Raw genomic sequence first — 26,577 nt, forward strand, 5'->3', positions numbered from 1 at the left:
CTCTGCCGCGAGCCGGGCGACTTCAATGGATGCCGACGAATCCTCAGGTCGCTCGTCCGGGCGTGGGCGCCCCCGCGCCGCGCGGCTCAGCGCGGCAGGTCGTGCCCGCGGTGAGCGTCGAGCGGGCGAAGTTGGCGAGGTCGCGGTCGCCGCGTCGCCAGGATCGCCCACTCGCGGAGCTTGCGCGGTGGAATGTGGCGCGGCGGTGGCGGCGACGCGGCTCAGCGCGGGAGCGCCGCCGCCTTCGCGAGCAGCGCGGCCCGCTCCCGCTCGTTGCCCGTGAGGCGGGCGGCGGCCTCGAGCTCGCCGCGCGCCTCCTGGTCGCGGCCGAGGCGGGCGAGCAGCTCGCCGCGCACGGCGGGCAGCCCCGGATACCCGGCGAGGCGGCCCGACCGCTCCAGCTCGTCGACGACGCGCAGTGCGCTCGCCGGACCCGTCGCCATCGCCACGGCCACGGCGCGGTTGAGCTCGACCACGGGCGACGGCGCGATGCGTCCGAGCGCCTCGTAGAGCAGCACGATGCGGGACCAGTCGGTGTCGTCCGCCGAGGGCGCGACCGCGTGGCACTCCGCGATCGCGGCCTGCAGCCCGTACGAGGCGCGGCCGCGGCCGATCCGGTCGGCGCGCGCCAGGGCGGCGCGGCCGCGCTCGATCTGCGCCCGGTCCCAGCGGCTGCGGTCCTGCCGGTCGAGGGGGATCGGCGTGCCGTCCCGGCCGACCCTGGCTCCGAAGCGTGACGCCTGGAACTCCATCAGGGCCACCAGCGCGTGCGCCTCGGGCTCCCGCGGCATGAGCTCGGCCACCATGCGCGCGAGCCGCAGCGCCTCGGCGGAGACATCCGGTCGCACCCAGTGCTCGCCCGCCGCGGGCAGGTACCCCTCGTTGAAGACGAGGTAGAGCACGCTCAGCACCGACCCGAGCCGCGCAGCGTACTCCTGCGGCTCGGGCACCTCGAACGGCACGTTGGCCGCGGCGAGGGTCTTCTTCGCCCGCACGATGCGCTGCTGGATCGTGGCGACCGGCACGAGGAACGCCCGCGCGATCTCCTCAGAGCTGAGGCCGCCGACGATGCGGAGCGTGAGCGCGATCTGCGCCTCGCGTGAGAGCACGGGGTGGCACGCCACGAACACGAGCCGCAGCACGTCGTCGTCGATGGTGTCGGGGTCCCAGAAGGTGCCGGATGCCTCGCCGTCCTGCTGCTCGAGGTCGCGGGCCATCGCGGCGTACCGCTCGTCGAGCCGCTCCCGCCGACGCCACCCGTCGATCGCGCGGCGCTTCGCGACCGCCGTGAGCCACGCGCCGCCGTTGCGGGGCACGCCCTCGGACGGCCACTGCCGCAGCGCCTCGAGCATCGCCTCCTGGGCGAGGTCCTCGGCCTGGCCGACGTCGCCGACGAAGCGGGTGAGCGTGGCGACGATGCGCGCGGACTCGATGCGCCAGACGGCGGCCAGGGCGCGGCGGGCGTGGTCGGCGTCGGCGCCCGCCGCAGCGTCCGCCCCCACGCCATCCGCGGGACGCGCCGCGCCCGGGGCATCCGTCGCGCTCATGTCAGCTCGCCGTGCCCGCCGCCTTGGCCTCGGCCTCGGCGCGCCAGCCGGCCTCCTTCTGGATCCACTCGTTGTCCTGCGGGAAGTCCTCGAGCTCATTCACCCGGCGCACTTCGAGTCGGGCGCCGGGGCCGAGCGGGCAGCGCTTCGCCCACTCGACGGCCTCCTCCTTGCTCGAGACGCCGATGATCCAGAAGCCGTTGAAGAGCTCCTTGGCCTCGGCGTACGGGCCGTCGGTGACGACCGGCGGGGTCGCGTCGAAGTCGACGACGAAGCCCTCCTTCGCGTCGGCGAGGCCCTCGCCGGCGAGCAGCACGCCGGCCTTGATGAGCGACTCGTTGTACGCGCCCATCGCCGCGATGACCTCGGCGAAATCCATCTGCTCGTAGTTGGCGATGCCCTCGTCGTCGGCCCGCATGATCAGCATGTACTTCATGGTCGTCTCTCCTTGATGGTGTGGATCGTGGCGGGCCGTGGTGCCCGCCTCACCCTTGCGTCGAACGGCCGTGGTGCCGGATCGACATCGGCGCGAAGGTTTTCTCCGACATGGTTGCACGCACCCGCCGACGCGACGAGGACGGCGTCGACCTCAGGATGCCGCGTGCGGCACGAGGCGCACGATGACGGCTTTCGACACGGGCGTGTTGCTCTCCTCCGCCGCGCTCTCGAGGGGCACGAGCACGTTCGCCTCGGGGTAGTACGCGGCCGCGCAGCCGCGGGCGGTCGGATACGCGACGATCCGCTGGTTGTGCAGCACCCGGTCGGCGTGCCCTCGCCACTCGCTGTGCACGTCGACCCGCTGGCCGTCGGCCAGCCCGAGCTCGGCGAGGTCGTCGGGGTTCACGAAGACGACGTCGCGTCCCTTCCGGATGCCGCGGTACCGGTCGTTGAGGCTGTAGATCGTCGTGTTGAACTGGTCGTGCGCCCGCAGCGTCTGCAGGATGAGCCGGCCCGCCGGCCGCTCGAGGTGCTCGAGCTCGTTGACGGTGAGCACCGCCCTGCCCGATGCGGTGTCGAAGCGGCGCTCGTCGCGCGGTCCGTTCGGCAGCACGAAGCCGTCCTTCCGCCGCACGTCCTCGTTGAACGACTCGAATCCCGGCACGACCCGCGAGATCCGGTCGCGGATGACGTCGTAGTCGTCCTCGAAGTCCTGCCAGGGCAGGTCGCCGCCGTCGCGCTCGCCGAGGGTCGCCCGCGCGAGCCGGCAGACGATCGCCACCTCCGAGAGCAGTCCCGGGGCCACGGGCGGGATCGCGCCGTGGCTCGCGTGCACCGCGCAGACGCTGTCCTCGACCGAGACGAACTGCGGATGCCCCTGCTGCAGGTCGACCTCGGTGCGGCCGAGCGTCGGCAGGATGAGCGCCTCCTCGCCGGTCACGACATGGGAGCGGTTGAGCTTCGTCGACACTTGCACGGTGAGCTTCGCGCCGCGCATGGCGGCCTCGGCGACGGCGGTGTCGGAGATGGCGCCGACGAAGTTCCCGCCGAGCGCGAAGAACACGTCGATCTCGCCGTCGCGCAGTCCCCGCACCGTGCGCACGGCGTCGGCCCCGTGGGCGCGCGGCACCGGGAAGCCGAACTCGGCTTCGAGCGCCGAGAGGAACCGTTCGGGCATCCGCTCCCAGATGCCCATCGTGCGGTCGCCCTGCACGTTGCTGTGGCCGCGGATCGGCGAGGCGCCGGCACCGGGCTTGCCGATGTTGCCGCGCAGGAGCAGCAGGTTGACGATCTCCTTGATCGTCGGCACGGCCTTCCTGTGCTGGGTGAGCCCCATCGCCCAGGTGATGATGACGCGATCGGCGGCGAGGTACTCGGCGGCGAGGTCGTCGATCTCGTGCGAGGCGAGGCCGGTGGCGGCGAGCACGGCGGCCTCGTCGAGGTCGGCGAGGTGCGTGCGAAGCGCCTCGAGGCCGACGGTGTGCTCGGCAAGGAACGCGTGGTCGAGCACGGTGCCGGGTGCGGCGTCCTCGGCGTCGAGCACCCGCTTCGACACCGCCTGCAGCAGCGCCATGTCGCCGCCCGAGCGGATCTGCAGGAAGCGGTCGGCGATGGCCGTGCCCTTCCCGACGATGCCCCGCACCCGCTGCGGGTTCTTGTAGCGGATGAGCCCCGCCTCGGGCAGCACGTTCACCGAGACGACCCGGCCGCCGTTGCGCTTCGTCTCCTCGAGCGCGGTGAGCATGCGCGGGTGGTTGGTGCCGGGGTTCTGCCCCATCACGATGACGAGGTCGGCCTTGGCGAAGTCGTCGTACGCCACGGTGGACTTGCCGATCCCGATCGTCGCGGTGAGCGCCGTGCCCGTCGACTCGTGGCACATGTTCGAGCAGTCGGGCAGGTTGTTCGTGCCGAACGCCCGCACGAAGAGCTGGTAGACGAACGCCGCCTCGTTCGAGGTGCGGCCGCTCGTGTAGAACGCCGCTCGGTCGGGGGAGTCGAGCGCGTTGAGGCGGTCGGCGATGAGGCGGAACGCGGCATCCCACGAGATCGGCTCGTAGTGATCGGATGCCGCGGCCTTGTGGACCGGCTCGGTGAGCCGGCCCTGCTGGCCCAGCCAGTATTCGTCCTTCTCGAGGAGCGAGGTGAGCGAGTGCTCGGCCCAGAACGAGGTGGGCACGGTGATCGGCGTCGCCTCCCAGGTCGTGGCCTTCATGCCGTTCTCGCAGAACTCGAGCACGTTGCGGTGGCCGGGATCGGGCCACGCGCAGCTCATGCAGTCGAAGCCGTTCTTCTGGTTGATGGCGAGCGCGAGTCGTGCCGTGCGCGCGGGCCCCATGGTGGCGAGCGCCGGTTCCATCGAGTGCAGGATGCCGGGCACGCCGACCGCCCACTGCTTGGCCGGATGCACCTCGAGGTCGGGGTACGGCTCACGCTCGCGCTCGCTCACGCGGCGCCTCCCTGGGCCGCGCCGACGGGCGCCGCGATGCGCTCGGCGCCCGCGTAGACCACCATCGAGTCGCCGCGGAGGAACCCGACGAGCGTCAGCCCGGCGTCCTTCGCCTGCTCGACCGCGAGCGACGACGGCGCCGAGACCGCGGCCAGCACCGGGATGCCGGCCATCGACGCCTTCTGCGCGAGCTCGAAGCTCGTGCGGCCCGACACCTGCAGCACCATGCCACGCAGGGGCAGCAGGCCCTCGCGGGCGGCCCAGCCGATGACCTTGTCGACCGCGTTGTGCCGTCCGACGTCCTCGCGGAGCACGAGCAGCTCGCCGGTGCGGCCGTCGAACAGGGCCGCCGCGTGCAGTCCGCCGGTCTTCTCGAAGACGTCCTGCCCGGCGCGGAGCCGTTCGGGGAAGGTGACGAGGAGTGCCGGGTCGACGCGCAGGTCGTCGTCGATGGGATGGGCCGATCGGGTGCGCACCGCCTCGATGCTCGCCTTGCCGCACACCCCGCACGAGCTCGTCATGTACGTGCTGCGCCGGGTCGAGGCATCCGGAGCCGCGACGCCGGGCGCGAGCGTCAGGTCGAGCACGTTGTAGGTGTTCTCGCCGTCGGGCCCCGCGCAGTGGATGGCGGCCGCGACCTGGTCGCCGCGCGCGATGACGCCCTCGGAGACGAGGAAGCCGACGGCGAGGTCGACGTCGTGCCCCGGCGTGCGCATCGTGACGGCGAGGGGTTCGCGGCCGACCCGGATCTCGAGGGGCTCCTCGACGGCCAGGAGGTCCTCCCGGCGCGAGGTCGGCCCGCCCACCGTGATGCGTGTGACCCGCGTCCTCGTCGTGATCCTGCCCATGCGTCCTGCCTATCACGGACGGCCGTGCGCGGGATGGGTTCGTTCCGTGACGCGCGCCCGTTCGGCCGCGACGGATGCGCTCTACAGTGAAGCCGTGCTGGTCGTGGACGCGGTGATCCTCATGGGCGGTCGCGCGACCCGCCTCGACGGCGTCGCGAAGGGCGAGCTGCGCGTCGGCGGGCGCACCCTGCTCGAGCGGGTGGTGGACGCGGCGGCGGTCGCCCGGAACCGCGTCGTCGTCGGGGAGCCGGGCGTGTCCGTGCTGCCGACCGGCGTGCGGGTCGTGCGGGAGGAGCCGCGGTTCGGCGGTCCCGCGGCGGCGGTCGCCGCGGGCGTGGCGGCGCTGCCGACCGATGCCGATGCCGTGCTGCTCCTCGCCGGGGACCAGCCGTTCGTGGCCGAAGCCGTGCCGCTCCTGCTGGCGGCGCTCGACGACGACAGCGCGCACGAGAACGTGCACGACGGCGTGCGAGCGGTGGATGCCGCGGGCCGGGCGCAGCACCTCACGAGCGTCATCCGCCGGTCGGCCCTGGTCGCCGCGATCACGGCGGCAGGCGATGCCGGTGCCGGTGCTGCTGCCTCGCTCGACGGCGTGGCGATGCGCCGGCTGCTCGAACCGCTGCGGCTGCTCGACGTCGAGGTGCCCGAGGCTGCCACCATGGATGTCGACACGTGGGCCGACGCGAAGGCGGTCGGCGCGACGGGAGGAGAGGGATCATGAGCGTCTCCGACGAGGAGTTCGACCGGGTGCTCGAGGCGTGGGCCGTGAAGGTGCGCGCCGAGCTCGCCATTCCCGATGCGCCGCTCGACCTCCAGCAGGTGCTCGGGGTCGCCGGCGTGGCCGCGCACGCGGTGATGCGCCCGGCCGCCCCGATCACGACCTACCTGGCCGGGTACGCGGCCGGCGTGGCCGCAGCCGGCGGTGCCGACCCCGAGGCCGCGGCTCGCGACGTGCTCGACCGCGTGCGCCGCCTCGCCGCCGCCGCCAAGTGAGCCGAGGAGTCGACTGGCGGCAGGCCAGGGCCGCCGCCGCCCGCGCGGCACCGACGGCTCGCGCCGAGCTCGTCGGACTCGCCGACGCCCTGGGACGCGTGCTCGCCGAGGATGTGCACACGCCGATCCCGCTGCCGCACTATGCCTCGTCGGCGATGGACGGCTGGGCCGTGGCCGGCACGCCGCCGTGGCGGATCGTCGACCGCCCGGAGCCTGGGCCGGGGGAGGCCGTCGCGATCGTGACCGGCGGCCTCGTGCCCGCCGGTGCCGAGGCGATCCTCCGTGCCGAGGCCGGCCGCGTCGACGGCGACGCGCTCGAACCCGTCGGCGAGACCGGGCGCCGCGACGTGGCCGAGCATCGCCACATCCGCCCGGCCGGAACGGAGGCCGAGGCCGGCGACACGCTGCTCGCCGCGGGCGCCCTCCTGACGCCGCCGCGGGTGGCGCTCATCGCCGCCACGGGCGCCGACGCGATCGGGGTGCGACGCCGCCCGCGCGTCGCACTGGTGCTCACGGGCGACGAGGTCGTCGAGGCCGGCGTGCCGGCGCCCGGCTTCGTGCGCGACAGCTTCCGCGTCGCGGTGCCGGCGGTGCTCGACGAGCTCGGGGCCGAGGTCGTCGCGATCCACCGCGTCGGCGACGACACCGAGGCGACCTTCGCCGCGCTCACCGCCGACGCGGTCGACCTCGTCGTGACCACCGGCGGCACCGGCGGCTCGCACGCCGACCAGGTGCGTCGGGCCGTCGAACGGCTCGGCGCCGAGTTCGTGGTGCCGTCGGTCGCGATGCGTCCGGGCGGACCGACGTTCCTCGCGCGGGGCGTAGACCGCCTCGTGCTGGGGCTTCCGGGCAATCCCCTCGCCGCGTTGCTCGGCCTGCTCGCCGTCGGCGGTCCGCTGCTCGAGGCCTGGACCGGCCGCGACCCGGGCACGGCGACCGTCACGGTGTCGGAGCGGCTGGAGGGGCGGGCGGGAACCACCCGCCTCGTTCCCGTGACCGTGGGCGACGGCGTCGCGACCCCGACCCCGCACGCCGGCTCGGCGATGCTGCGGGGCATCGCCGAGGCCGACGCGGTGCTCGTCGTTCCCGAGTCGGGTGTCGCGATCGGCGGGGTTGCCGAGGCGCTGCGACTCCCCTGGCCGAGCTGAGCCGCCGGCCTAGGCGGCGACGGTCGTGCGCGGCGCCGGCGCGGCATCCGGAGCACCGCCCGATCGCCCGAGCACCGCACGGGTCGACGCCTCGGGGCGCAGGTCGAGCCGGCGCAGCAGCTGCGCGTTGGCCGCCACGATCACCGTCGACAGCGACATGAGGATCGCACCGACCGACATCGGCATGACGAAGCCGATGGGCGCGAGCACGCCCGCCGCGAGCGGCACCGAGACGAGGTTGTAGCCGGCCGCCCACCAGAGGTTCTGCTGCATCTTGCGGTAGCTCGCCCGCGACAGCTCGATGACCGAGATCACCGAACGCGGGTCGGATGACGCGAGGATGACCCCGGCCGACGCGATCGCGACATCCGTGCCGGCGCCGATCGCGATGCCGACGTCGGCCTGCGCGAGCGCGGGCGCATCGTTCACGCCGTCGCCGACCATCGCGACGCTGAGGCCCTCGGCCTGGAGCTCCTGCACCTTGGCGGCCTTGTCCTCGGGGCGCACGCCCGCGTAGACCCGGTCGATACCGAGCTGTGCGGCGACCGTGCGGGCGACGGGCTCGGCGTCACCGGTGATCATCACGACCTGCACGCCGAGCGCGTGCAGCGCGTCGACGGCCTGCTTCGACTCGGGCCGCACCTCGTCGGCCAGGGCGATGGCTCCCGCGATCTCGCCGTCGACGAGCACGTGCAGCACGGTCTGGCCGCGTTCGCTCCAGCCGGCGGATGCCGCAAGCGGCGCGGTGCCCTCACGGGCGAGCAGCCCGGGGCCGCCGACCTGCACGGTGCGTCCGCCGACCGTGGCGTGCACGCCGACCGCGGCCGACGCCGTGAAGCCCGACGCGACCGGGATGGTGAGGCCGCGGCGCGCGGCATCCGTCACGATCGCCTTGGCGAGCGGGTGCTCGGAGTCGGTCTCGGCCGCGGCGGCGAGCGCCATGACCTGGTCGGGGTCGAATCCGGATGCCGCGAGCGCGTCGGTGACCGCCGGCTCGCCCTTCGTCAGGGTGCCGGTCTTGTCGAACAGCACGGCGCCGACCGTGCGCATCGTCTCGAGGGCGAGGCGGTCCGTGACGAGCACGCCGCCGCGCGCGGCACGCTCGGTGGCGATCGACACCACGAGTGGGATGGCGAGGCCGAGGGCGTGGGGGCACGCGATCACGAGCACGGTGATGGTGCGCACGACCGCGTCGTCGGGGTTGCCGAGCATCGTCCACGTGATCGCGGTGATCACGGCGGCGCCGAGCGCGAACCAGAACAGCCAGCCGGCCGCGCGATCGGCGAGGCGCTGGGCGCGCGAGCTCGACGCCTGCGCCTTCGCGACGAGGCGCTGGATGCCCGCAAGCGCCGTGTCGTCGCCGACCGCGGAGACCCGCACGCGGATCGCGGTGTCGGTCGCGACCGTGCCGGCCACGACGTGCTCGCCGGGGCCACGGCTCACGGTGGTGGACTCGCCGGTGATCATCGACTCGTCCATCGCCGCCGTGCCGTCGACCACGTCGCCGTCGGCTGGCACGCGGCCGCCTGGGCGCACGATCACGACGTCGCCGACTCGGAGGTCGGAGGGGGCGACGATCTCGGTGGTGCTGGCGGTCGCGGCCCCGCCGTCAGCGGCATCCGTCACGCGCTCGGCCTCGTCGGGCAGCAGTGCCGCCAGTGCGTCGAGGGCGCTGGACGCCTGCATGATCGAGCGCATCTCGATCCAGTGGCCGAGCAGCATGATGACGATGAGGAGGGCGAGCTCCCACCAGAAGTCGAGCTCGTGGTCGAGCAGCATGAGGCTCGCGCCGAGCGACGCGACGTAGGCGACGGTGATGGCGAGCCCGATGAGCAGCATCATGCCGGGCTGGCGCGCCTTCAGCTCCGACCAGGCGCCCGTCAGGAAGGGTCGGCCGCCCCAGAAGAACATGACGGTGCCGAGCACGGGGGAGATCCACGGGACGATCGGGTTGTCGGGCAGCGAGTACCCCAGGATCGACGCGAACATCGGACTGAACGCGATCGTCGGGATCGCGATGACGAGCATGACCCAGAACAGGCGGCGGAACTGGCCGACGTGGTCGCCGTGGCCGCCGTGCCCCGCGTGAGCGGCGTGAGCGTCGTGCCCGGCATGGTCATGGCCAGCGTGCATGTCGTGGCCGGCGTGGTCGTGGCCAGCGTGAGCGTCGTGGTCGGCGTGGTCGTGGCCGGCGTGCATGTCGTGCCCAGCGTGCGCCTCGTGGCACGCGTGCATGTCGTGCCCTGCGTGCTCCGCGTGGTCGTGCGCGTGCTCGTGCGGCTCGTCGCGCGTCATACTCATCGATCTTCCCTTCACCGGTTCGAGATCAGCATACCCCCATGGGGTATCTGTCACGTCAACGGTCGGAATCGTCGACGCATTCCCGAGCGGGAAACGTCCCCTCCACTGCGGCCCCTCGCCCCGCGCGCGCCGGTTCGCGCTGCGAGAACACGCGTGACGGCGGCATCCGTCGCGTGCTGGGATGGCGGGATGGACCTGCTCATCCTCGGCGGCACGCAATGGCTCGGACGCACGCTCGCCGAGGAGGCGCTCGCTCGCGGGCATCGGGTGACGTGCCTGGCCCGCGGCGAGGCGGGCGAGGTGGCCGCGGGCGCCGAGCTCGTGCGCGCCGACCGCTCGGCCTCCGGTGCCTACGACGAGGTCGCAGGGCGTCGATGGGACGCCATCGTCGACGTGACGCGCCAGCCGGGGTTCGCGCGTCGAGCGGCCGCCGAGCTCGGTCCGTCGGCCGCGCACTGGACTTTCATCTCGTCGGGCAACGTGTACGCCCGGCATGACCAGCCCGGCGCCGAGGAGACGGCGGAGCTCATGCCGCCGCTGGAGTCCGACGAGTCCGACCCCGAGACGTACGGCGAGGCGAAGTCCGCGATCGAGCAGGCATACCGCGATGCGGTGGGCGACCGGCTGCTCGTCATCCGCCCGGGCCTCATCGTGGGTCCGGGCGACCCCTCGGGTCGGGGCGGCTACTGGGTCGCGAGGGCGGCTCGCGACGACGAGCCGATGCTCGTGCCCGACATCCTCGACTCGCCGATGCAGGCCATCCACGTCGACGACCTCGTGCGATTCACGCTCGACGCGATCGAGCGGCGTCTCACCGGCGCGTTCAACGCCGTCGGCGATCGTGTCACCTTCGAGGACTGGCTGGAGCTGTCGCGCGCCGCCGCGGGCCACGAGGGTGAGGTCGTCGCCGTCTCGCCCGAGTGGCTCGCCGAGCAGGGCGTCGCCGAGTGGTCGGGTCCCGAGTCGCTGCCGCTCTGGATCATCGATCCCGAGTGGCAGGCGTTCCTCGATCGGTCGAACGCGGCGGCGAAGGCGGCCGGCCTGCAGTTGCGGCCGCTCGAGCAGCTCCTCGCCGAGATCCTCGAGTGGGAACGGAGCCAGGGCCTCGACCGCGAGCGTGGCGCCGGATTGTCGGCTGACCGCGAGCGGGAGCTGCTGGCGGCGCTGCGGGGCTGAGCCCGGCTCGCGCCGGCGTCGCGTCCGGGATCGCAGACATCGCAGCCGACGGATGCCTCGGCCGGCGGCATCCGCGATTGCTAGCGTCGTGCCATGGCGACCCTCGCGCACGACCCCCTCTGGCCCCGCGCGGGCGGATGGCCCGCACTCGCGGAGCTCGAGCCCGCGGCATCCGTGGATCTCGTGCTGCTCGGCGTTCCCGCGTGGCGCACGTCGCTGTCGCCCACGAACGCGCACGCCACGCCCGCCGCGATCCGCGAGGCGCTGCGGCGGTACAGTCCCGCGCTGATGCCCGACCGGCGTGCGCCCGAGGGGGCGGCGGCACGCGTCGGCCGGGATCTCGGCGAGCTGCGGTTCGCGGATGCCGGCGACATCGACGAGCCCGACGGCGCCGAGGGCGAGGCGCGCACGATCGCCGCGACGGCGGCCGCGCTCGAACGCACGACCGCGCTCGTGGCGCTCGGCGGCGACAACTCGGTGACCGTGGCGACCGCGCTCGGCGCGTGGGGCCACGACCTCGGCCGGGCCGGCCTCGTCACGATCGACGCGCACTACGACCTGCGCGACGGCGTCTCGAACGGATCCCCGGTGCGCCGTCTCGTCGAGGCGGGCCTCGATCCGCGCCGCATCGTGCAGATCGGCATCGCCGACTTCGCGAACTCCGCCGCCTATGCGCGGCGCGCGGCCGAGCTCGGCATCACCGTCATCCACCGCGACGAGCTGCACGGCCGGCGACCCGCCGACGTCATGGCCGAGGCGCTCGAGATCGCGGGTGCCGCCGGCGGTCCAGTTCACCTCGACGTCGACGTCGATGCCTGCGACCGCTCGGTCGCGCCAGCCTGCCCGGCGTCGGTGCCGGGTGGCCTCGCGGCGTGGGAACTGCGCGAGCTCGTGCGTGCTGCGGCATCCGATGCCCGCGTGCGCAGCGCCGACCTGGTCGAGATCGATGCGACGACGGATGCCGCAGACGGCCGCACGGTGCGGCTGGCGGCGCTGTGCGTGCTCGAGTTCGCGGCGGGGCTCGCGGCGCGGGGCGTGTAGGCGGCGGCTCGCGGCTCGCGCTCGCCCTCGCGGACCGCTGCCGACGGTGGCAGACTCGCCGCATGAAGACGCTGGTGCTCGTGCGACACGCGAAGTCGGCCTGGGATGCGCCGGGCCTCGACGATCACGAGCGGCCCTTGGCTGAGCGCGGCCTGCGCGATGCGCCCGAGATGGGGCGGCGCCTCGCCGAGCGGGGACTGGTGCCCGACATCATCCGCTCGAGCACGGCCATTCGCGCCCGCACCACGGCGAAGCTGCTGGCGCAGGCGCTCGGCGTCGGCGCCGACCGCGTGGAGCTCGACGAACGGCTCTACGGCGCCATGCCCGAGGAGATCCTCGACGTCGTCCGCGACTTCGACGACGCCGCCGACACGGCGATGGTCGTGGCCCATGACCCGGGACTCTCCGACCTCGCCTTCGCGCTGTCGGGCACGATCGAGCACATGCCGACGTGCGCGGTCGCGGAATTCACGTTCGACGTCGGAAGCTGGGCGGAGGCCGTCGAGGCGGATCCGGTGGAGAGCCGGTTCGACACCCCTCGGTGAGCGGGTCACGCGACTCGTCCTCCACAGCCGCTGACGGAGCCGAGATATCCACAGAGAAACATCGACTGACCTGCGATTTCCCGGCCCGGCAATGTCAGTGGCCGGTGCTTGACTCATCTCATGGACACCCCGCCCGACCTCGACGCGCGAGCTCGATTGCGTGTCGAGCTCGACCGCATCGTCGAACTCGAGCGCGCTGTGCGCTCGGCGCAGGCCGAGCAGTTACGCCGCATCGAGACCGCCCGGCAGTTCGCCGCCGAGGTCGAGGGCGTGACGGATGACTCGTCATTCGGGGATCGCGAGTTCGCGACGCGTTCCTTCGTCGCCGAGCTGGCGACGACGCTCGTCGTGCACGAGGCGACGGCTGGCCGGCTGATCGCCGATGCCACACAGCTGTGCGGCACGTTCGCCGCCACGCTCGATGCCCTGTCGGCCGGCACGATCGGCGTTCCGCAGGTGCGATCCCTGCTCGAGGTCGCGAGTGGCCTGCCTGCGGATCATGCCGGGGCCTTCGAGGCTGCCGCGCTCGTGGGCGCGGCTCGAGAGACGCCGTCGGCCTTCCGTCGCCGCATTCGCCGGCTTCGAGAGCGCATGCATCCCGAGCCGCCTGACATGCGCCACGAGCACGCTCGCGACGAGCGTCGCGTCATCCTCGAGCCCGCCGACGATGGCATGGCGTGGCTGAGCATGCACCTCGAGGCCGAGCGCGGCGTGGCGATCATGGCTCACCTCGATGCGCTCGCTGGTGCCGCATCCGACTCGGATGGAGATGCTCGCACCCATCGGCAGCGCCTGGTCGACCTGGCGGGCGATCTCCTGCTCGGCCGCCCCATCGGGGCCGCAGTGGGCATCGCGCGAATGCCGGGCGCCGAGGGACCCGACCCGTCCCCGCTCGGCGTGGTCAGGCCGCGCGTCTACGTCACCGTGCCGGTGCTCACGCTGCTCGGACACAGCGACGAGCCCGCCGAGCTTGATGGGCACGGACCCATCCCCGCCGAGACGGCCCGCCGGTTGGCGGCGCACGCGCCGTCCTTCCATCGCATCCTCACGCACCCCGAAACCGGTGCCTACCTCTCCTACGGCCGCACCCGCTACCGTGTTCCCGCCGACCTCGCCGGATACCTTCGCGTCCGCGATGGGGGATGCCGATTCCCCGGCTGCTCCCGTCGCGCCGCAGGCACCGACATCGACCACACTCGCGACTGGGCGGCGGGCGGCACCACCCGCCACGACAACCTCGCCCATCTCTGCCGCAAGCACCATCGACTGAAGCACCACACCGGATGGCGCGTGTCGCAGCTGCCCGACGGAGACATCCGGTGGACGTCTCCGGCTGGTCGTGCGCACGTGTCGACACCCGACCGGCCGTTTGCGCCGCCCGACGTGGGGGAGTCGCGGGCGCCGCAGCACACGTGGGAGCGAGAGGGCGTCGACGCTGCGCTGCTCTTCGACGGGGACGCTGAACCGCCGTGGGCCGCGCATCGACCTGGATCCCGCGCTGCGGGCGCGGTCCCAGCGGCATGATCCGACGTTGGGGGTGCCGGTCAGTCGGCGGATGCCGCGAGCATCCGCCGCACGTAGGGCGTCGCCGGCGCGGCCCGCAGCTCGTCGAGCGTGCCGCGCTGGGTGACGCGTCCCGACTCGAGCACCATGACCTGGTCGGCGAGCGCCGCGGCATCCGCCGGACTGTGGGTGACGAGCACCGTGGCACCGCCGAACTCACGCACATGGGTGGCGAGCTCCATGCGCATCTCGGCGCGAACCTCGACGTCGAGCGCCGACATCGGCTCGTCGAGCAGAAGTACCTCGGGCTCGGCGGCGAGCGTCCGCGCGAGTGCGACGCGCTGCGACTGGCCGCCCGAGAGCTCCGCGGGAAACCGCCCGGCCAGCGGTGTGAGCCCGTACCGTTCGAGCCACGGCTCGGCCGCCGATCGCGCCGCGGCGCGCGAACCTCGCATCCGGGTGGCGAACGCCACGTTGTCGTGCACCGTGAGATGAGGGAACAGCACGTAGTCCTGGAACACGACCCCGATGCGCCGACGCTCGGGCGGCATTGCGTCGACGGTGCGGCTCCCGATCACGATCCGCCCTGACCGCAGTGGAACAAGGCCGGCGATCGCCGCCAGGATGCTCGACTTGCCCGCGCCGTTCGGTCCGATCAGCGCGAGCGGATCCCCCGGGCGCACGTCGAACCGCGCCGCGATCGCTACCTCGCCACGCAGCAGGGCCACGTCGACATGCAGCGCCGGCCGAGTGGCATCCGGCCCAGCGGCGTCCGGCCGAGCGGCGTCCGGCGCCGTGGCATCCGGTCCAGCAGCATCCCGCCCAGCGGCATCGCGCCGGCCGCGCCCGCGCTCGGGATCCCCGCGGTCGGTCACGCCCGCACCCCCGGCAGCCAGCGGTCACGGAGTCCGAGCAGCACGATGACCGATACGGCGAGCAGCAGCAGCGCGAGCGCGATGGCCTCGTCGGGGTCCGACTGCATGGCGAGGTAGCTCGCGATGGGCAGCGTGCGCGTCACGCCCGGAAGGGATCCGGCGAACGTGATCGTGGCACCGAACTCGCCGAGCGCCCGGGTGAAGCAGAGCACCGCGCCCGCCGCGACACCGGGCGCGACGAGCGGGAGGGTGACGAACCGGAACACCTGCCAGCGGGACGCGCCAAGCGTCGCCGCAGCCAGCTCGGTGCGCCGGTCGGCCGAGCGGAGCGCGCCCTCGACGGCGAAGACGAGGAACGGCAGCGCCACGAACACCTGCGCGAGCACGACGGCTCCGGTCGTGAAGGGCACCGTGATGCCGAACCACTCGTCGAGCGCACCGCCGATGAGGCCTCGCCGTCCGAGGAGCAGTAACAGGGCGATGCCGCCCACCACCGGCGGCAGTACCAGCGGCACGGTGACCGCCGCGCGAAGCGCCCGACGGGGAAGGGTCGGCCAGTCGGCGGCCCGCGCGAGGAGCGCGGCGAGCGGAACCCCGAGCACGAGGCACACGCCCGTGGCGAGGGTCGCCGTGGCGAAGGAGAGCACGAGCGCCTGCAGCACCGACTCGCGTGTCATCAGGTCGGCGAGATCGCCCCACGGGGCGCGCACGACCAGCGCCACGAGCGGCAGCATGAGCACGGCGAGCGCGACGCCCGCCACCACGGCGACCGGCCAGGCGAGCCGGCCCGTCCTGCCCACCTAGGGGGCTCCGAACCCGGCGTCGGCGAGCACGGCCCGACCGGCCTCGCCGGTCACGAACGCCACGAAGTCGGCCGCGGCCTCGCCTCGCCCCGCATCCGGATCCGCCGCCGCGCCGACCGCGGCGATCGGGTAGCGGTTCACCACGGATGCCGCGCCGGGCACCTCGATGCCCACGACGGCGTCGCCGGCGGCGCGCGCGTCGGTGCGGTAGACGAGGGCGGCGTCGACCTCGCCGAGCACCACCTTCGTGAGCACGGACTTCACCTCGGACTCGAGGGTGTCGGGGGAGGCCGTCACGCCCTCCTGGCCGAGCAGGGCGTCGGATGCCGCACCACACGGCACCGTCGGATCGCAGAGCGCGATGCGCAGGTCGGGGTCGGCGAGGTCCGCGAGCCCCGTGATCCCGGCCGCATTGTCGGCGGGGGTGACCAGCTCGAGCGTGTTCGTCGCGAACACGACCGGGTCGTCGGCGAGCCCGGCCTTCACCACGACCGCCATCGGCGGCTCGGCCGCCGAGGCGAACACGTCGACCGGAGCGCCCTCCACGATCTGCTGCGCGAGCGCGGCGCTTCCGCCGTAGCTCAGCGAGACCTCGATGGCCGGATGCTCCGCCTCGAAGTCCGCGGCGAGTGCGTCGAACGCCTCGGTGAGCGACGCGGCGGCGAAGACGGTGAGGGTCGTCGGTGCGGCATCCGTCTGGGGGATGGTCGACCTCGATGCAGCCGACCCGCCGCCCGCGGCGCAGCCCGTGACGGAGACCGCCAGCGCAACGGCGACGGCCAGGCCCAACGCCGGAACGGCGGCACGCGGCATCCGGAAGCTCATGCCTCGCCTCGCGGGGGCAGCTCGATCGTCACGTTCGTGGCCTTCGCGCTCGCCGCGGCGAGCATGCCCGGCTCCAGCCCGAGCTCGTCGGCGGCCTCGCGGCTCATGAGCGACACGATGCGGAACGGCCCCGCCTGCAGGTCGACCTGCGCCATCACGCCGTCGCGCTGCACGCGGGTCACGAGGCCGACGAAGCGATTGCGGGCGGACGCGCGAGCCAGTGGGAACGCCTCGGCGAGCGCTCCGCCCGACGCGGCCTCCTCCATGAGCGGCACGAGGTCGACCCCGTCGACCACCTGCATGCCGTTCGCCGCCTTCCGCAGCGTGAGGCGGCCGTGCTCGCCCCACCGTCGCACGGTGTCGTCGCTCACGCCGAGCAGCGCGGCCGCCTCGCTGACGCGGAACTGGGTCACGAGCGGATCCTCAACTGCGGCGCCACACCCTCACTGTAGCCGCGAACACGGCGATGGGCGAGGCGTACCTCCGCATCGCGCTACGACGTGACCGTGAGCAGCGTGCGCTGCCAGCCCGTGGATCCGTCGGGGGCGATCGCGGTGCGCTCCTCCGCCTGGCGCGTGCCCGCGGCATCCGTCGCCCGCACGGTGACGTAATGCGTGCCGGGCGTCGCCTCCCAGTCGACGAACCACTGCACCCAGGTGCTGCCGTTGAGCGGGGTGGACAGGGTCGCCGGATGCCACGGCTCATCGTCGATGCGCACCTCGACGAGGTCGACGCCCACCGGCTGCGCCCACGCCACCCCCGCGATCTTCGTGGGGCCCGCGACGATCGGCGTGCCCGACCGGGGCGTGTCAATACGTGACGACAGCTTGATGGGCGCCGTCGCGCTGTACCCGCGGGGCGTCCAGTACGCCTCGTCGTCGGCGAACGTCGTGACCTTCAGCTCGGTGAGCCACTTCGTCGCCGAGACGTAGCCGTAGAGGCCCGGCACGACCATCCGCACCGGGAAGCCGTGCTCGAGCGGCAGCGGCTCGCCGTTCATGCCGACCGCGAGGATCGCGTCGAGGCCGGCGTCGGTGAGCGCCTCGAGCGGGGTGCCCGCAGTGAACCCGTCGACGCTGCGCGAGAGCACCATGTCGGCGCCCGAGCGGGGCCCCGCGAGCTTCAGCACGTCGCGCACGGGGATGCCCAGCCAGTTCGCGGTGCCGAGGAGTCCCCCGCCGACCTCGTTCGACACGCACGTCATCGTGATCGCGTACTCGTCGAGCCCCATGCCGACGAGCTCGTCGAAGCCCAACTCCACCCGGCGGTCGACGAGGCCGTCGATGACGAGCCGCCAGCCGGCGGGGTCGACCTCGGGCACCGTGAGCGCCGTGTCGACGCGGTAGAAGTCTCGGTTCGCGGTGAACAGCGGCGAGATCCCCGGGATGTCGAGCTCGGCACCCGCGGGCACGGCCACGGTCGTGCGGGGCGCCGGCAGGCGGAGAGCGCGCCGCACGGCGGCGATCGAGGACGTGGTCGCCCCCGCGACTCGCGCACCGAGGCCGACGACGATGGCGGATGCCGCGGCGGCACCCGCGAGCAGGAAGAACCCGCGCCGGTCCACGGCTGAGCGCGGCGGCTCCGAGGGGAAGGCGGCGGCGGCAGCGGGCTCGGCAGGGTCGCCGGGATCAGCCTCCGACCCGGCACCCGCCGCCGCGGCATCCGCGCGCCTGCGCTCGGCCCCCAGTTCGAACTGCCAGGCGCGGAGCCGGAGCACGAGCAGCACGAGCACGACGCTGCCGACGACCGTGCCGGCGATGGGTGGCACCGCCCCGAACGGCGTCGCCCCGGCACGCGTGACGACCGCCGCGACGGAGAGCGCACCCGCGATGCCGAGCGCGACCACGCCGAGGGGCGGCCGCACGAACTGCAGCACCCCGATGACCGCCGCCGCGACAAGCACCGCGAGCGCCAACCCGATGAGGAGCGCGACCTTGTCGTACGCGCCGAAGGTCGCGATCGCGAACTCCTTGAACGGCTGCGGCACGATGTCGATCACGAACGACCCGACCGCGAGGATCGGGCTGCCGTCGCGGGCGACCAGCAGCGCGAACAGCTCGGCGAGGGCGAGGAACACCCCGGCGCTCACGATCCCGGCGACGGCGGCCCATCCCCACCATCGCCAGGGACGGGGGGTGCGCCTCGGGCTCGTCGTCGCCATGCCGCCGCCTCCGCATCCCGGGCGCGGGTGCGCTCGCAGGGGTGGTTCGTCACCCGGGGCGCCCCGGATTGCCGCGGCGCCGACGGCGGCCCGCTGGACGCGCCGCCGTCCGCGCCTGCGAGAATCGAGGAATGGCCCTCGATCCCGCTGATCCCCGCTACGCCCGGCAGCGCGTGCTCCCGGGGTGGGGCATCGATGCGCAGCAGCGCCTCGCCGACGCGCACGTCGTCGTGCTCGGCGCCGGCGGACTCGGCAGCGCCGTCGTGCCCGCGCTCGTCGCGGCCGGAGTCGGTCGACTCAGCATCGTCGACCACGACCGCGTCGAGGTCACCAACCTGCACCGCCAGACCCTGCACACGCCGGCCGACGTCGGCCGCGACAAGGTCGCATCGGCAGCGGATGCCGCGGCGGCGCTCTCGGATGAGACGATCGTGCTCCCCGTGCCGCACGCCTTCGACGCGCGCAACGCCGACGAGCTCCTCGCCGACGCCGACCTCGTCATCGACGGCACCGACGACCTCCTCACGCGCTACGTCGCCGACGACGCGGCCGCGCGCGCCGGCATCCCGCTCGTGTGGGGTTCGGCGGCGAAGTTCTCGGGCCAGGTCGGCGTCTCGTGGGACGCGCGCGGCGTCTCTTACCGCGACCTCTTCCCCGAGCCTCCCGCCGACGCCGGCCTCAGCTGCGAGATCGACGGCATCCTGCCGACGGTGTGCACGGTCACGGGCGGGCTCATGGCCGGCGAGGCGCTGAAGCTGCTCACCGGCATCGGCGAGCCGCTGCTCGGCCGGGTCGTGGTGTTCGAGGCGCTGTCGGGCCGCACGCGCGAGATCGTCTACCGACGGTCGGCGGATGCGGCGGCCAGGCCGGCCGCGGCCGTGCCGGCATCAGTGCCTGTGCCTGCGCCTGTGCCCACGCCGACGGCCGTGCCCGGCGAGGTCGACGCCGGCACCCTCTCGGGCGAGCTCCACTCGGAGGCCCCACCGGTGCTCCTCGACGTGCGCGAACCCTGGGAGGCCGACATCGCCACCATTCCCGGCTCCACGCTGATCCCGCTCGGGGAGCTCGATGCCCGAACGGCGGAGCTCGACCCCGCGGCATCCGTCGTCGTCTACTGCCACCTCGGCGTTCGGTCCGAGTACGCCGCGCGATCGCTGGCCCGCGCGGGCTTCGCGAGCGTGCGCAACCTGGCCGGCGGCATCGACGCCTGGTCGCGCACCGTCGACCCAAGCGTGGTGCGGTACTGATGGCCGGCCGCATCCCGGTCGACGAGCACGCGGCATTCGTGCGGTCGCTGCTCACCGGCCTCGGCGCCAGGCCGACCGAGCGAGTGGCCCTCGCCGACGCGCTCGGTCGCATCACCGCCTCGCCCGTCGAGTCGCCCATCGCCCTGCCGCCGTTCCGCAACTCGCAGATGGATGGGTTCGCCGTCCGTGCCGTCGACGTGACGGATGCCCCGGTGTCGCTGCCGATCACCGGAGAGGTCGCCGCGGCGGCCGGCGCACCCGGCCCGCTGGCGCCCGGCACCGCGGTGCGCATCATGACGGGCGCGGCGGTGCCGGAGGGCGCCGACGCGATCGTGCCCGTCGAGGACACCGAATCCGACGGCACGCGCATCCGCATCCTGCGCCCGCGCGCGGCCGGCGAGTACGTGCGCGAGGCGGGCGCCGACCTCGCCGCAGGCGACGACGTGCTGCCGCCGGGGCTCAAGCTCGCGTCGCGGCACCTCGCCGCCGCCGCGGCATCCGGACTCACTGAGCTGCTGGTGCGCGAACGCGTGCGCGTCGCCGTCGTGAGCACGGGCAGCGAACTCGTGCCGCCGGGGTCCGCGCTTCAACCGGGCGAGATCCCCGACGCGAACGGCGTCGCGCTCGCCGCGGCCGTGCGCGCCGTGGGCGCCGTCGTGGTGCACGAGGGTCGCGTGCGCGACGACGTCTCACGGCTGCTCGCCGAGCTCGATGCCGCCCGCGACGCCGGCGCCGAGCTCGTGCTCACGAGCGGCGGCGTCTCGATGGGCGCCTACGAGGTGGTGCGCGAGACCCTCGAACCGCTCGGCGGCTGGGTGGGCAGCGTGGCGATGCAGCCGGGCGGTCCGCAGGCGACGGGCGCCTACCGCGGTATGCCCGTCATCGGATTCCCCGGCAACCCCGTGAGCGCCCAGCTCTCGTTCGAGCTGTTCGTGGCGCCCACGCTCCGCGCCATCGCGGGACTGCCGCCGGCGCGCACCGAGCGCCTCCCGCTCGCGGCGCCGCTCACCTCCGTGGCGGGCAAGCGGCAGTTCCTGCGCGGCCGCCGCGCCGACGGCGGAAGCGCGGAGGTCGTGGGCGGACCGGGATCGCACCTCGTGGCGGCGCTCGCGGCATCCGAGCTGCTCATCGTGGTTCCCGAGGACGTCACGTCACTCGACGCCGGCGCCGTGGTCGATACCGTGTTCCTATGACCTCGCTCACCCATCTCGACGACGACGGCCGTGCTCGCATGGTCGACGTCGGCGGCAAGCCGGTCACCCGCCGGATCGCGATCGCCGAGGGCCGCCTCGACACTACCGCCGAGGTCGTGGCGCTCGTGCGCAGCGACGGGCTGAAGAAGGCCGACGTGCTGTCCACCGCGCGCATCGCGGGCATCTCGGGGGCGAAGCGCACGAGCGAGCTCATCCCGCTCGCGCACATCGTGCCGCTCGACGCCGTGTCGATCGACTTCGGCTTCGAGGAGGCCGCCGTCACGATCCGTGCCACCGTCTCGACCACGGCCCGCACCGGCATCGAGATGGAGGCACTCACCGCCGTCGCCATCGCCGGACTCACCCTGCACGACATGGTGAAGGCCGTCGACCCGGCCGCGCAGCTCGGCGGCATCCACCTGGTCGAGAAGCGTGGCGGCAAGCGCGGCGTCTGGCGAGCGGATGCCGCGGCCGACGCCGGCGGCCTCGCCGACCCGGCCCACCACCCCGGCGTGGCCACGGTGCTCGTGGCGTCCACCCGGGCGGCGGCCGGCACCGCCGACGACACGACCGGGCCCGTGATCGTGGCGTGGCTCCGGGAACGCGGCTTCGACGTCGACGAGCCCGTCGTGGTCGCCGACGCCGACGTCTCCGACGCGGTCCGCGGGGCGGTCGCGGGATCGCCCTCCGTGCTCATCACGACGGGCGGCACCGGCGTGAACCCCGGCGACCGTACTCCCGAGGCGACACTTGCCGTGCTCGACCGCGAGCTGCCGGGGGTGGCCGAGGCGATCCGGGCCGCCGGACGCGTCGCCACGCCGACCGCCGCCCTGAGCCGGGCGCTCGCCGGCGTGGCCGGGCGGACCGTCGTCGTCAACCTCCCCGGATCGCGCGGCGGAGTCGCCGACGGCCTCCGCGTGCTCGACGAGCTGCTCCCCCACCTCCTCGACCAGGTCGCCGGAGGCGACCATGCGCCGCGAGGTTCGGATGCCTGAGGCGCGCATGCCTGGCCCCGACGTGCTCGCGGTCGTCACGACGGAGCCGCTCGACCGCACGGCGATCGAGGCGTTCGTGCAGTCGCGGCAGGACGGCGCGCTCGTCACCTTCGAGGGCGTCATCCGCGATCACGACCACGGCGCATCCGTGACCCTGCTCGAGTACGAGGCGCATCCCGAGGCGGAGCGCTTCCTGCGGGAGACGTGCGTCGAGGTCGCCCTCGAGACCGGCCTGCGGGTCGCCGCCGCCCACCGCATCGGCACCCTGGCCATCGGGGACGTCGCGCTCGTGGCATCCGTCGCGGCACCGCACCGCGCCGAGGCCTTCGCGGCCTGCGCCCTGCTCGTCGACCGCATCAAGGAGCGCACGCCCATCTGGAAGCGCCAGCACCTCGAGGGCGGCACCACCGAGTGGGTGAATCTCTGACCTGCGTCCTCTGACCTGGGCTCGCGCCCTGGCTTCGCGTCGAGCTCGGACCCTCGTGGTCGTGGCGAGGCCGAGGACGAGCTGAACGAGTCCTCCTTCCAGGACGTGGCGGCACTTCGGCACTTCGGCACCGGTTTCCGTGAGGGAAGCAGGTGTCGGTTTCCGTGAGGGAGATGTGCGTCCGTCGCCGTGCGGGGGAACGTGGGTCGACTTCCGTAACGGAAGCATGTGTCGGTTTCCGTGAGGGAGATGTGCGTCCAACAGCGCCGGGGCTCAACCGCGCTCGACCGGGTACCGCAGGTGCAGCACGCGCCGGCCCTGCACGACGGCCGTCGGGTCGCCGAGCCGCGCCGGGCCCGCGTCGCCGAAGTACCGCTTGCCCGATCCCATCACGACCGGCACGAGGTCGATGGCCACCTCATCGACGAGTCCGGCGTCGAGCGCCTGACCTGCGATCGTGCCGGCGGCGAGGGCCACGTTGCGCTCGCCGGCGATCTCCCTCGCCCGGTCGACCGCCGCGGTGATGCCCTGGGTGACGAAGTGGAAGTCCTCGGAGCCCGGGTACGACCAGTCGTGGGGCGGCTCGTGCGTGAGCACCACGATCGGCACGCCGATGGGATGCTTCCCGTGCCAGCCGTCGGTGACGTCGAACAACTCGCGGCCGACGACGAGCGCGCCGATCGAGTCGACCCATGACCGCCAGTAGTCGGCGCTGGCCTGCGTGACGTGGAACGGCGGCAGCTCGCCCTCGTTCACGATCTCGACGTCGCCGTTCTCGTACCACTCGAACAGCTCGCCGATGCCGTTGTCGTCGAAGGCGATGAATCCGTCGAGCGACATGGAGGCGTTCGCGATGACCTTGCCCATGCCGGCACGGTAGCGCCGTGGCGCGCCGGCCGGAAGGGGTTCGGCGGCGCCGGGCGGCCGGCGGGTGCGATCAGCCGCCGGCGAACGGCGGCAGCACGTCGACGTTCGAGCCCAGCGCGGCCCCGGCGTCACGTCGCACGACGCCGTCGACGAGGAACGACCCGTTCGCCACGACCCGGGCCATCGTCGGGCCGTAGCGCTGGACGAGGCGCTCGCGCAGCTCGCCGACCGTCGTGCCGGCCTCGGATGCCGCGAGGGTCTCCTGTTCGATGCCCGCGGCCTCGGCGGCAGCAGCGAAGTACCGCACCGTGACGGATGCCACGTCAGCCACCGATCCCGCCCATCGACCGCACCGGGCGGTGGAAGTCCGCGGCGTCGATGCCATGACCGGCCTGCTTGCCCCACATCGCCGCGCGCCACCGGTCGGCGAGCTCGGCGTCGGACGCGCCGGCCCGCAGCATCCCGCGCAGGTCGGTCTCGTCGTCGCTGAACAGGCACGACCGCACCGAGCCCTCGGCCGTGAGCCGCGTGCGGTCGCAGGCGGCGCAGAAGGAGCGCGTCACCGACGCGATGATGCCGACCGTGGCCGGACCGCCGTCGACCAGCCACTCCTCCGCGGGCGACGACGGGTCCTCGCGGGCGACGGCCTCGAGTTCGAAGTGCTCGCCGAGCACCGCGAGCAGCTCGTCGGCATCGACCATGTTGTCGCGCTTCCACTGCTCGTCGGCGTCGAGCGGCATCTGCTCGATGAAGCGCAGGCGGCAGCCGTGCTCGACCGCCCAGGCGAGCAGGGCGGGCGCGTCGTGCAGGGTCTCGCGCATCGCGACCGCGTTGACCTTGAGGGGACCGAGGCCTGCCCGGTGCGCCGCGGCGATGCCGTCGAGCACCCGCGGCAGGCGGTCACGGCGGGTGAGCCGCGTGAAGTGCTCGCGATCCAGGGTGTCGAGCGAGACGTTGACCCTGGTGAGCCCGGCATCCTTGAGCGCCTGGGCCTTGCGGTCGAGCCCGATGCCGTTCGTGGTGAGGGCGAGCGGGATACCCGGCGCTGCGGCGGAGCTCAGAGCGATGATCTCGACGAGGTCGGCCCGCGTCAGCGGCTCGCCGCCCGTGAACCGCACCTCGCGCACGCCGAGGTCGTGCACGGCGATGCCGACGAGCCGGGCGATCTCGGATGCCGACAGCAGTTCGTCGTTGGGGATCACCGGCAGGCCCTCGGCCGGCATGCAGTACGTGCAGCGCAGCGAGCAGGCCGAGGTGATCGACACCCGTAGGTCGTGGGCGACGCGGCCGAAGCGATCGACCAGCCCCGCGGCATCCGGACGCCCCTCGATCGAGGGCGCAGCCGAAGGCGGCCGGCGCGCGGCCGGCATGCCGAGGGAGAGGGCGGCCATGCCCTCCACACTAGGCGCTTCCACGTTTCGCGCCGATGTCGATCTGCTGATCATGTCGCGCCCGATGGCCCCGGAACGATGACAGCGGATGCCGTGGTCACTATCGTTGACGAGTCGGGAGGAGACGTCATGTCGTTCATCACTCGAGGGTTCAGCGGGCGAAGTCGCGAACGCGACGATCGCCTGCCACCCGGCCAGACCCTCGTCAGCGACTTCCCAGTGCTCTCGGCCGGGCCGACGCCAGAGGTCGAGACCGACGAGTGGGAGTTCGCGATCCGCACCGAGTCGGGCGTGCACCGCTGGAACTGGGACGAGTTCATGGCGCTGAAGATCGACGACGTCGACACCGACATCCACTGCGTCACGCACTGGTCGAAGCTCGGCACGAGCTGGCGCGGCGTCTCGCTCGACACCCTCTTCGAGGACATCGAGACCGAGCAGGAGTACGTCATGGCGCACAGCTACGGGGGGTACACGACCAACGTGCCGCTCGACGAACTGCTTGACGGCAAGGCGTGGGTCGCGTTCGAGTTCGACGGCGAACCGCTCGACCCCGAGCACGGCGGCCCCGCGCGGCTGCTCGTGCCGCACCTCTACTTCTGGAAGAGCGCCAAGTGGGTGCGTGGGCTCACGATGATGGACCAGGACGAGCCCGGCTTCTGGGAGCAGAACGGCTACCACATCCACGGCGACCCGTGGAAGGAAGAGCGCTACTGGTGAGCGACACGACGGCGCCGGTCGCGCAGGCTCAGGGGCAGCCCCAGGCGCAGACCGCCGCGCTCAGCGCCGCCCTGCGTGCGGTGCCCCGCTCGGGCTGGCACGCCGCCACGGTCGCCGCCGTGCATCGTGAGACGCCGAACGCCTCGCGCCTCGAGCTCGACGTCGACGGCTGGCCCGGCAATGCGGCGGGGCAGCACCTCGACGTGCGGCTCACTGCGCCCGACGGCTACACCGCGACGCGCTCGTACTCGATCGCCTCGTCGGGCTCCTCGACGCGCGTCGTGCTCGCGGTCGACAAGCTGCCCGACGGCGAGGTCTCGCCGTACCTCGTCGACGAGGTGCGCGCGGGCGACATGCTCGAGGTGCACGGCCCGCTCGGCGCGTTCTTCGTCTGGGCGCCCGCCGCCGAGACCGGCGACGCCCGGCCGGTGCAGCTCATCGCGGGCGGCTCCGGCGTGGTGCCGCTCTACGCGATGGCGCACGCGCACGCCGAGGCCGACGACCCCACCCCGTTCCGACTGCTCTACTCGGTGCGCACGCCCGACGACGTGTACTTCGCGGACGAGCTCGACGCGCTCGCCGCGGCATCCGCGCCCCTCCACCTCGACTTCGTCTACACGCGCAGGGCGCCCGACGGCTGGGCGGGTGCCCCGGGGCGCATCACCCGCGAGGCGCTGGAGGCCGCGGTGCTGCCCGCGTCGGAGCATCCGCGGGTCTATGTCTGCGGCTCGACCGGGTTCGTCGAGCTCGTCGCCGACTGGCTCGTGGGCCTCGGCCACGACCCGAGGTCGATCCGCACCGAGCGTTACGGAGGCACCTGATGCAGCACGTCGACGGCAACGCCCTCGCCGGCCCGCTCGCCGAGTTCTTCTCGTTCGATGTCACGATGGCGACCGCCCGGTGCAACGGCTGCGGCACGATCGCCGAGCTCGCCCGCGCGATGGTCTACCGCAGTGGTGCGGGCACGGTGGTGCGCTGCGGGTCGTGCGACCACGTGCTCGCGACGCTCGTCGAGGCGGGCGACCGCGCCTGGATCGGCTTCAGCGGCGTGAGCGCGATCGAGGTTCCGCGAGGCTGAGGTGTCGCG

Annotated in this window: 27 protein-coding genes; 14 read left to right on the plus strand and 13 right to left on the minus strand. The window is 73.5% G+C overall.

Translation table 11 applies throughout. The annotated features are described in order from the left end of the window. Nucleotides 1–221: 221 nt before the first annotated feature. The 4 genes from AC1DZA_RS00555 to fdhD form a co-directional block, all read right to left on the minus strand. Entirely contained in the window at nt 222–1,547 is a 1,326-nt protein-coding gene (locus tag AC1DZA_RS00555; protein ID WP_476771274.1) for an RNA polymerase sigma factor, read from the minus strand. Between the two features lies 1 nt (nt 1,548). Further along, nucleotides 1,549–1,983 (minus strand): YciI family protein, encoded by a 435-nt coding sequence (locus AC1DZA_RS00560; RefSeq protein WP_476762959.1) that lies wholly within the window; start codon nt 1,981–1,983, stop codon nt 1,549–1,551. A gap of 153 nt (nt 1,984–2,136) precedes the next feature. Continuing rightward, the gene (locus tag AC1DZA_RS00565; protein ID WP_476771275.1) at nt 2,137–4,431 is read right to left on the minus strand and encodes an FdhF/YdeP family oxidoreductase; all 2,295 of its coding nucleotides are present in this window, start codon (nt 4,429–4,431) and stop codon (nt 2,137–2,139) included. After that, complete coding sequence (gene fdhD, locus AC1DZA_RS00570; protein WP_476771276.1) at nt 4,428–5,279, minus strand: formate dehydrogenase accessory sulfurtransferase FdhD; 852 nt, start codon at nt 5,277–5,279, stop codon at nt 4,428–4,430. The genes AC1DZA_RS00565 and fdhD overlap by 4 nt, the downstream gene beginning before the upstream one ends. A 46-nt stretch (nt 5,280–5,325) precedes the next feature. Between fdhD and mobA the strand changes: the two genes are divergently transcribed. From mobA to AC1DZA_RS00585, 3 genes are read left to right on the plus strand one after another with little or no spacing between them, the layout of a single operon-like run. Beyond that, nucleotides 5,326–6,000, plus strand: coding sequence for a molybdenum cofactor guanylyltransferase (gene mobA, locus AC1DZA_RS00575; RefSeq protein ID WP_476771277.1), 675 nt, complete (start codon nt 5,326–5,328; stop codon nt 5,998–6,000). Then, on the plus strand, nt 5,997–6,272 hold the full coding sequence (locus AC1DZA_RS00580) for a DUF6457 domain-containing protein (RefSeq protein WP_476771278.1): 276 nt from the start codon (nt 5,997–5,999) through the stop codon (nt 6,270–6,272). The genes mobA and AC1DZA_RS00580 overlap by 4 nt, the downstream gene beginning before the upstream one ends. Then, the gene (locus AC1DZA_RS00585; RefSeq protein ID WP_476771279.1) at nt 6,269–7,420 is read left to right on the plus strand and encodes a molybdopterin molybdotransferase MoeA; all 1,152 of its coding nucleotides are present in this window, start codon (nt 6,269–6,271) and stop codon (nt 7,418–7,420) included. Before AC1DZA_RS00580 ends, AC1DZA_RS00585 begins: the two co-directional genes overlap by 4 nt. Nucleotides 7,421–7,429: 9 nt before the next feature. Here the strand turns inward: AC1DZA_RS00585 and AC1DZA_RS00590 are convergent, their stop codons facing one another. Then, nucleotides 7,430–9,715 carry a heavy metal translocating P-type ATPase gene (locus AC1DZA_RS00590; protein WP_476761442.1) on the minus strand — a complete coding sequence of 762 codons (2,286 nt, stop codon included), beginning with the start codon at nt 9,713–9,715 and terminating at the stop codon, nt 7,430–7,432. A gap of 195 nt (nt 9,716–9,910) precedes the next feature. Here AC1DZA_RS00590 and AC1DZA_RS00595 point away from each other — a divergent pair, with 195 nt between their 5' ends. From AC1DZA_RS00595 to AC1DZA_RS00610, 4 genes are all read left to right on the plus strand, one after another. Further along, entirely contained in the window at nt 9,911–10,897 is a 987-nt protein-coding gene (locus tag AC1DZA_RS00595; protein ID WP_476771280.1) for an NAD-dependent epimerase/dehydratase family protein, read from the plus strand. A gap of 93 nt (nt 10,898–10,990) precedes the next feature. Then, the gene (locus AC1DZA_RS00600; RefSeq protein WP_476771281.1) at nt 10,991–11,938 is read left to right on the plus strand and encodes an arginase family protein; all 948 of its coding nucleotides are present in this window, start codon (nt 10,991–10,993) and stop codon (nt 11,936–11,938) included. Between the two features lie 62 nt (nt 11,939–12,000). After that, nucleotides 12,001–12,483, plus strand: coding sequence for a SixA phosphatase family protein (locus AC1DZA_RS00605; RefSeq protein ID WP_476771282.1), 483 nt, complete (start codon nt 12,001–12,003; stop codon nt 12,481–12,483). Between the two features lie 120 nt (nt 12,484–12,603). Next, nucleotides 12,604–14,007: an HNH endonuclease signature motif containing protein gene (locus AC1DZA_RS00610; RefSeq protein WP_476771283.1), complete on the plus strand. Its 1,404-nt coding sequence runs from the start codon at nt 12,604–12,606 to the stop codon at nt 14,005–14,007. Between the two features lie 20 nt (nt 14,008–14,027). Here AC1DZA_RS00610 and AC1DZA_RS00615 read toward each other — a convergent pair whose 3' ends face one another. The 5 genes from AC1DZA_RS00615 to AC1DZA_RS00635 form a co-directional block, all read right to left on the minus strand. Continuing rightward, complete coding sequence (locus tag AC1DZA_RS00615; protein WP_476771284.1) at nt 14,028–14,714, minus strand: ABC transporter ATP-binding protein; 687 nt, start codon at nt 14,712–14,714, stop codon at nt 14,028–14,030. Nucleotides 14,715–14,857: 143 nt separating this feature from the next. Beyond that, nucleotides 14,858–15,661 carry a molybdate ABC transporter permease subunit gene (gene modB / locus AC1DZA_RS00620; protein WP_476761435.1) on the minus strand — a complete coding sequence of 268 codons (804 nt, stop codon included), beginning with the start codon at nt 15,659–15,661 and terminating at the stop codon, nt 14,858–14,860. Continuing rightward, on the minus strand, nt 15,662–16,489 hold the full coding sequence (gene modA / locus AC1DZA_RS00625; protein WP_476771285.1) for a molybdate ABC transporter substrate-binding protein: 828 nt from the start codon (nt 16,487–16,489) through the stop codon (nt 15,662–15,664). It lies immediately after the preceding gene. Continuing rightward, nucleotides 16,486–16,902: a TOBE domain-containing protein gene (locus AC1DZA_RS00630; RefSeq protein WP_476761433.1), complete on the minus strand. Its 417-nt coding sequence runs from the start codon at nt 16,900–16,902 to the stop codon at nt 16,486–16,488. The genes modA and AC1DZA_RS00630 overlap by 4 nt, the downstream gene beginning before the upstream one ends. An 80-nt stretch (nt 16,903–16,982) precedes the next feature. After that, nucleotides 16,983–18,650 (minus strand): molybdopterin-dependent oxidoreductase, encoded by a 1,668-nt coding sequence (locus AC1DZA_RS00635; RefSeq protein WP_476771286.1) that lies wholly within the window; start codon nt 18,648–18,650, stop codon nt 16,983–16,985. A gap of 131 nt (nt 18,651–18,781) precedes the next feature. Between AC1DZA_RS00635 and AC1DZA_RS00640 the strand changes: the two genes are divergently transcribed. Genes AC1DZA_RS00640 through AC1DZA_RS00655 form a run of 4 tightly spaced genes read left to right on the plus strand, consistent with a single transcriptional unit; the run spans nt 18,782 to nt 22,512 of the window. Continuing rightward, entirely contained in the window at nt 18,782–19,897 is a 1,116-nt protein-coding gene (locus AC1DZA_RS00640) for a ThiF family adenylyltransferase (protein WP_476771287.1), read from the plus strand. Beyond that, a complete protein-coding gene (locus tag AC1DZA_RS00645; protein ID WP_476771288.1) occupies nt 19,897–21,090 on the plus strand; it encodes a molybdopterin molybdotransferase MoeA in 1,194 nt (397 codons plus the stop codon). Before AC1DZA_RS00640 ends, AC1DZA_RS00645 begins: the two co-directional genes overlap by 1 nt. After that, nucleotides 21,087–22,085, plus strand: a complete 999-nt coding sequence (moaCB, locus tag AC1DZA_RS00650; RefSeq protein ID WP_476771289.1) for a bifunctional molybdenum cofactor biosynthesis protein MoaC/MoaB — start codon at nt 21,087–21,089, stop codon at nt 22,083–22,085. Before AC1DZA_RS00645 ends, moaCB begins: the two co-directional genes overlap by 4 nt. A gap of 7 nt (nt 22,086–22,092) precedes the next feature. Beyond that, nucleotides 22,093–22,512, plus strand: coding sequence for a molybdenum cofactor biosynthesis protein MoaE (locus AC1DZA_RS00655; RefSeq protein ID WP_476771290.1), 420 nt, complete (start codon nt 22,093–22,095; stop codon nt 22,510–22,512). Nucleotides 22,513–22,785: 273 nt separating this feature from the next. On the opposite strand, the gene AC1DZA_RS00660 is transcribed toward AC1DZA_RS00655, so the two are convergent. The 3 genes from AC1DZA_RS00660 to moaA form a co-directional block, all read right to left on the minus strand. Beyond that, entirely contained in the window at nt 22,786–23,379 is a 594-nt protein-coding gene (locus AC1DZA_RS00660; protein WP_476771291.1) for a dihydrofolate reductase family protein, read from the minus strand. A 70-nt stretch (nt 23,380–23,449) separates the two neighbouring features. Further along, nucleotides 23,450–23,710: a MoaD/ThiS family protein gene (locus AC1DZA_RS00665; RefSeq protein ID WP_476771292.1), complete on the minus strand. Its 261-nt coding sequence runs from the start codon at nt 23,708–23,710 to the stop codon at nt 23,450–23,452. Continuing rightward, entirely contained in the window at nt 23,703–24,770 is a 1,068-nt protein-coding gene (gene moaA / locus AC1DZA_RS00670) for a GTP 3',8-cyclase MoaA (RefSeq protein WP_476771293.1), read from the minus strand. The genes AC1DZA_RS00665 and moaA overlap by 8 nt, the downstream gene beginning before the upstream one ends. Nucleotides 24,771–24,899: 129 nt before the next feature. Between moaA and AC1DZA_RS00675 the strand changes: the two genes are divergently transcribed. From AC1DZA_RS00675 to AC1DZA_RS00685, 3 genes are read left to right on the plus strand one after another with little or no spacing between them, the layout of a single operon-like run. Further along, the gene (locus AC1DZA_RS00675; protein ID WP_476771294.1) at nt 24,900–25,490 is read left to right on the plus strand and encodes a sulfite oxidase-like oxidoreductase; all 591 of its coding nucleotides are present in this window, start codon (nt 24,900–24,902) and stop codon (nt 25,488–25,490) included. Then, on the plus strand, nt 25,487–26,311 hold the full coding sequence (locus AC1DZA_RS00680) for an FAD-binding oxidoreductase (protein ID WP_476771295.1): 825 nt from the start codon (nt 25,487–25,489) through the stop codon (nt 26,309–26,311). The genes AC1DZA_RS00675 and AC1DZA_RS00680 overlap by 4 nt, the downstream gene beginning before the upstream one ends. Further along, nucleotides 26,311–26,568: a DUF6510 family protein gene (locus tag AC1DZA_RS00685; RefSeq protein ID WP_309976527.1), complete on the plus strand. Its 258-nt coding sequence runs from the start codon at nt 26,311–26,313 to the stop codon at nt 26,566–26,568. The genes AC1DZA_RS00680 and AC1DZA_RS00685 overlap by 1 nt, the downstream gene beginning before the upstream one ends. Nucleotides 26,569–26,577 lie beyond the last annotated feature (9 nt).

It is taken from the genome of Agromyces sp. P2_B3 (assembly GCF_056404815.1).

Bases quoted from the DNA above. Each gene is read 5' to 3' on its own strand.
- AC1DZA_RS00660 (WP_476771291.1), bottom strand. From the start codon at position 23,379: ATGGGCAAGGTCATCGCGAACGCCTCCATGTCGCTCGACGGATTCATC.
- AC1DZA_RS00605 (WP_476771282.1), top strand. From the start codon at position 12,001: ATGAAGACGCTGGTGCTCGTGCGACACGCGAAGTCGGCCTGGGATGCG.
- moaA (WP_476771293.1), bottom strand. From the start codon at position 24,770: ATGGCCGCCCTCTCCCTCGGCATGCCGGCCGCGCGCCGGCCGCCTTCG.
- AC1DZA_RS00645 (WP_476771288.1), top strand. From the start codon at position 19,897: ATGGCCGGCCGCATCCCGGTCGACGAGCACGCGGCATTCGTGCGGTCG.
- moaCB (WP_476771289.1), top strand. From the start codon at position 21,087: ATGACCTCGCTCACCCATCTCGACGACGACGGCCGTGCTCGCATGGTC.
- AC1DZA_RS00685 (WP_309976527.1), top strand. From the start codon at position 26,311: ATGCAGCACGTCGACGGCAACGCCCTCGCCGGCCCGCTCGCCGAGTTC.
- AC1DZA_RS00590 (WP_476761442.1), bottom strand. From the start codon at position 9,715: ATGACGCGCGACGAGCCGCACGAGCACGCGCACGACCACGCGGAGCAC.
- AC1DZA_RS00675 (WP_476771294.1), top strand. From the start codon at position 24,900: ATGTCGTTCATCACTCGAGGGTTCAGCGGGCGAAGTCGCGAACGCGAC.
- AC1DZA_RS00595 (WP_476771280.1), top strand. From the start codon at position 9,911: ATGGACCTGCTCATCCTCGGCGGCACGCAATGGCTCGGACGCACGCTC.
- AC1DZA_RS00555 (WP_476771274.1), bottom strand. From the start codon at position 1,547: ATGAGCGCGACGGATGCCCCGGGCGCGGCGCGTCCCGCGGATGGCGTG.
- AC1DZA_RS00640 (WP_476771287.1), top strand. From the start codon at position 18,782: ATGGCCCTCGATCCCGCTGATCCCCGCTACGCCCGGCAGCGCGTGCTC.
- AC1DZA_RS00600 (WP_476771281.1), top strand. From the start codon at position 10,991: ATGGCGACCCTCGCGCACGACCCCCTCTGGCCCCGCGCGGGCGGATGG.
- fdhD (WP_476771276.1), bottom strand. From the start codon at position 5,279: ATGGGCAGGATCACGACGAGGACGCGGGTCACACGCATCACGGTGGGC.
- AC1DZA_RS00560 (WP_476762959.1), bottom strand. From the start codon at position 1,983: ATGAAGTACATGCTGATCATGCGGGCCGACGACGAGGGCATCGCCAAC.
- AC1DZA_RS00635 (WP_476771286.1), bottom strand. From the start codon at position 18,650: ATGGCGACGACGAGCCCGAGGCGCACCCCCCGTCCCTGGCGATGGTGG.
- AC1DZA_RS00580 (WP_476771278.1), top strand. From the start codon at position 5,997: ATGAGCGTCTCCGACGAGGAGTTCGACCGGGTGCTCGAGGCGTGGGCC.
- modA (WP_476771285.1), bottom strand. From the start codon at position 16,489: ATGAGCTTCCGGATGCCGCGTGCCGCCGTTCCGGCGTTGGGCCTGGCC.
- AC1DZA_RS00655 (WP_476771290.1), top strand. From the start codon at position 22,093: ATGCCTGGCCCCGACGTGCTCGCGGTCGTCACGACGGAGCCGCTCGAC.
- AC1DZA_RS00610 (WP_476771283.1), top strand. From the start codon at position 12,604: ATGGACACCCCGCCCGACCTCGACGCGCGAGCTCGATTGCGTGTCGAG.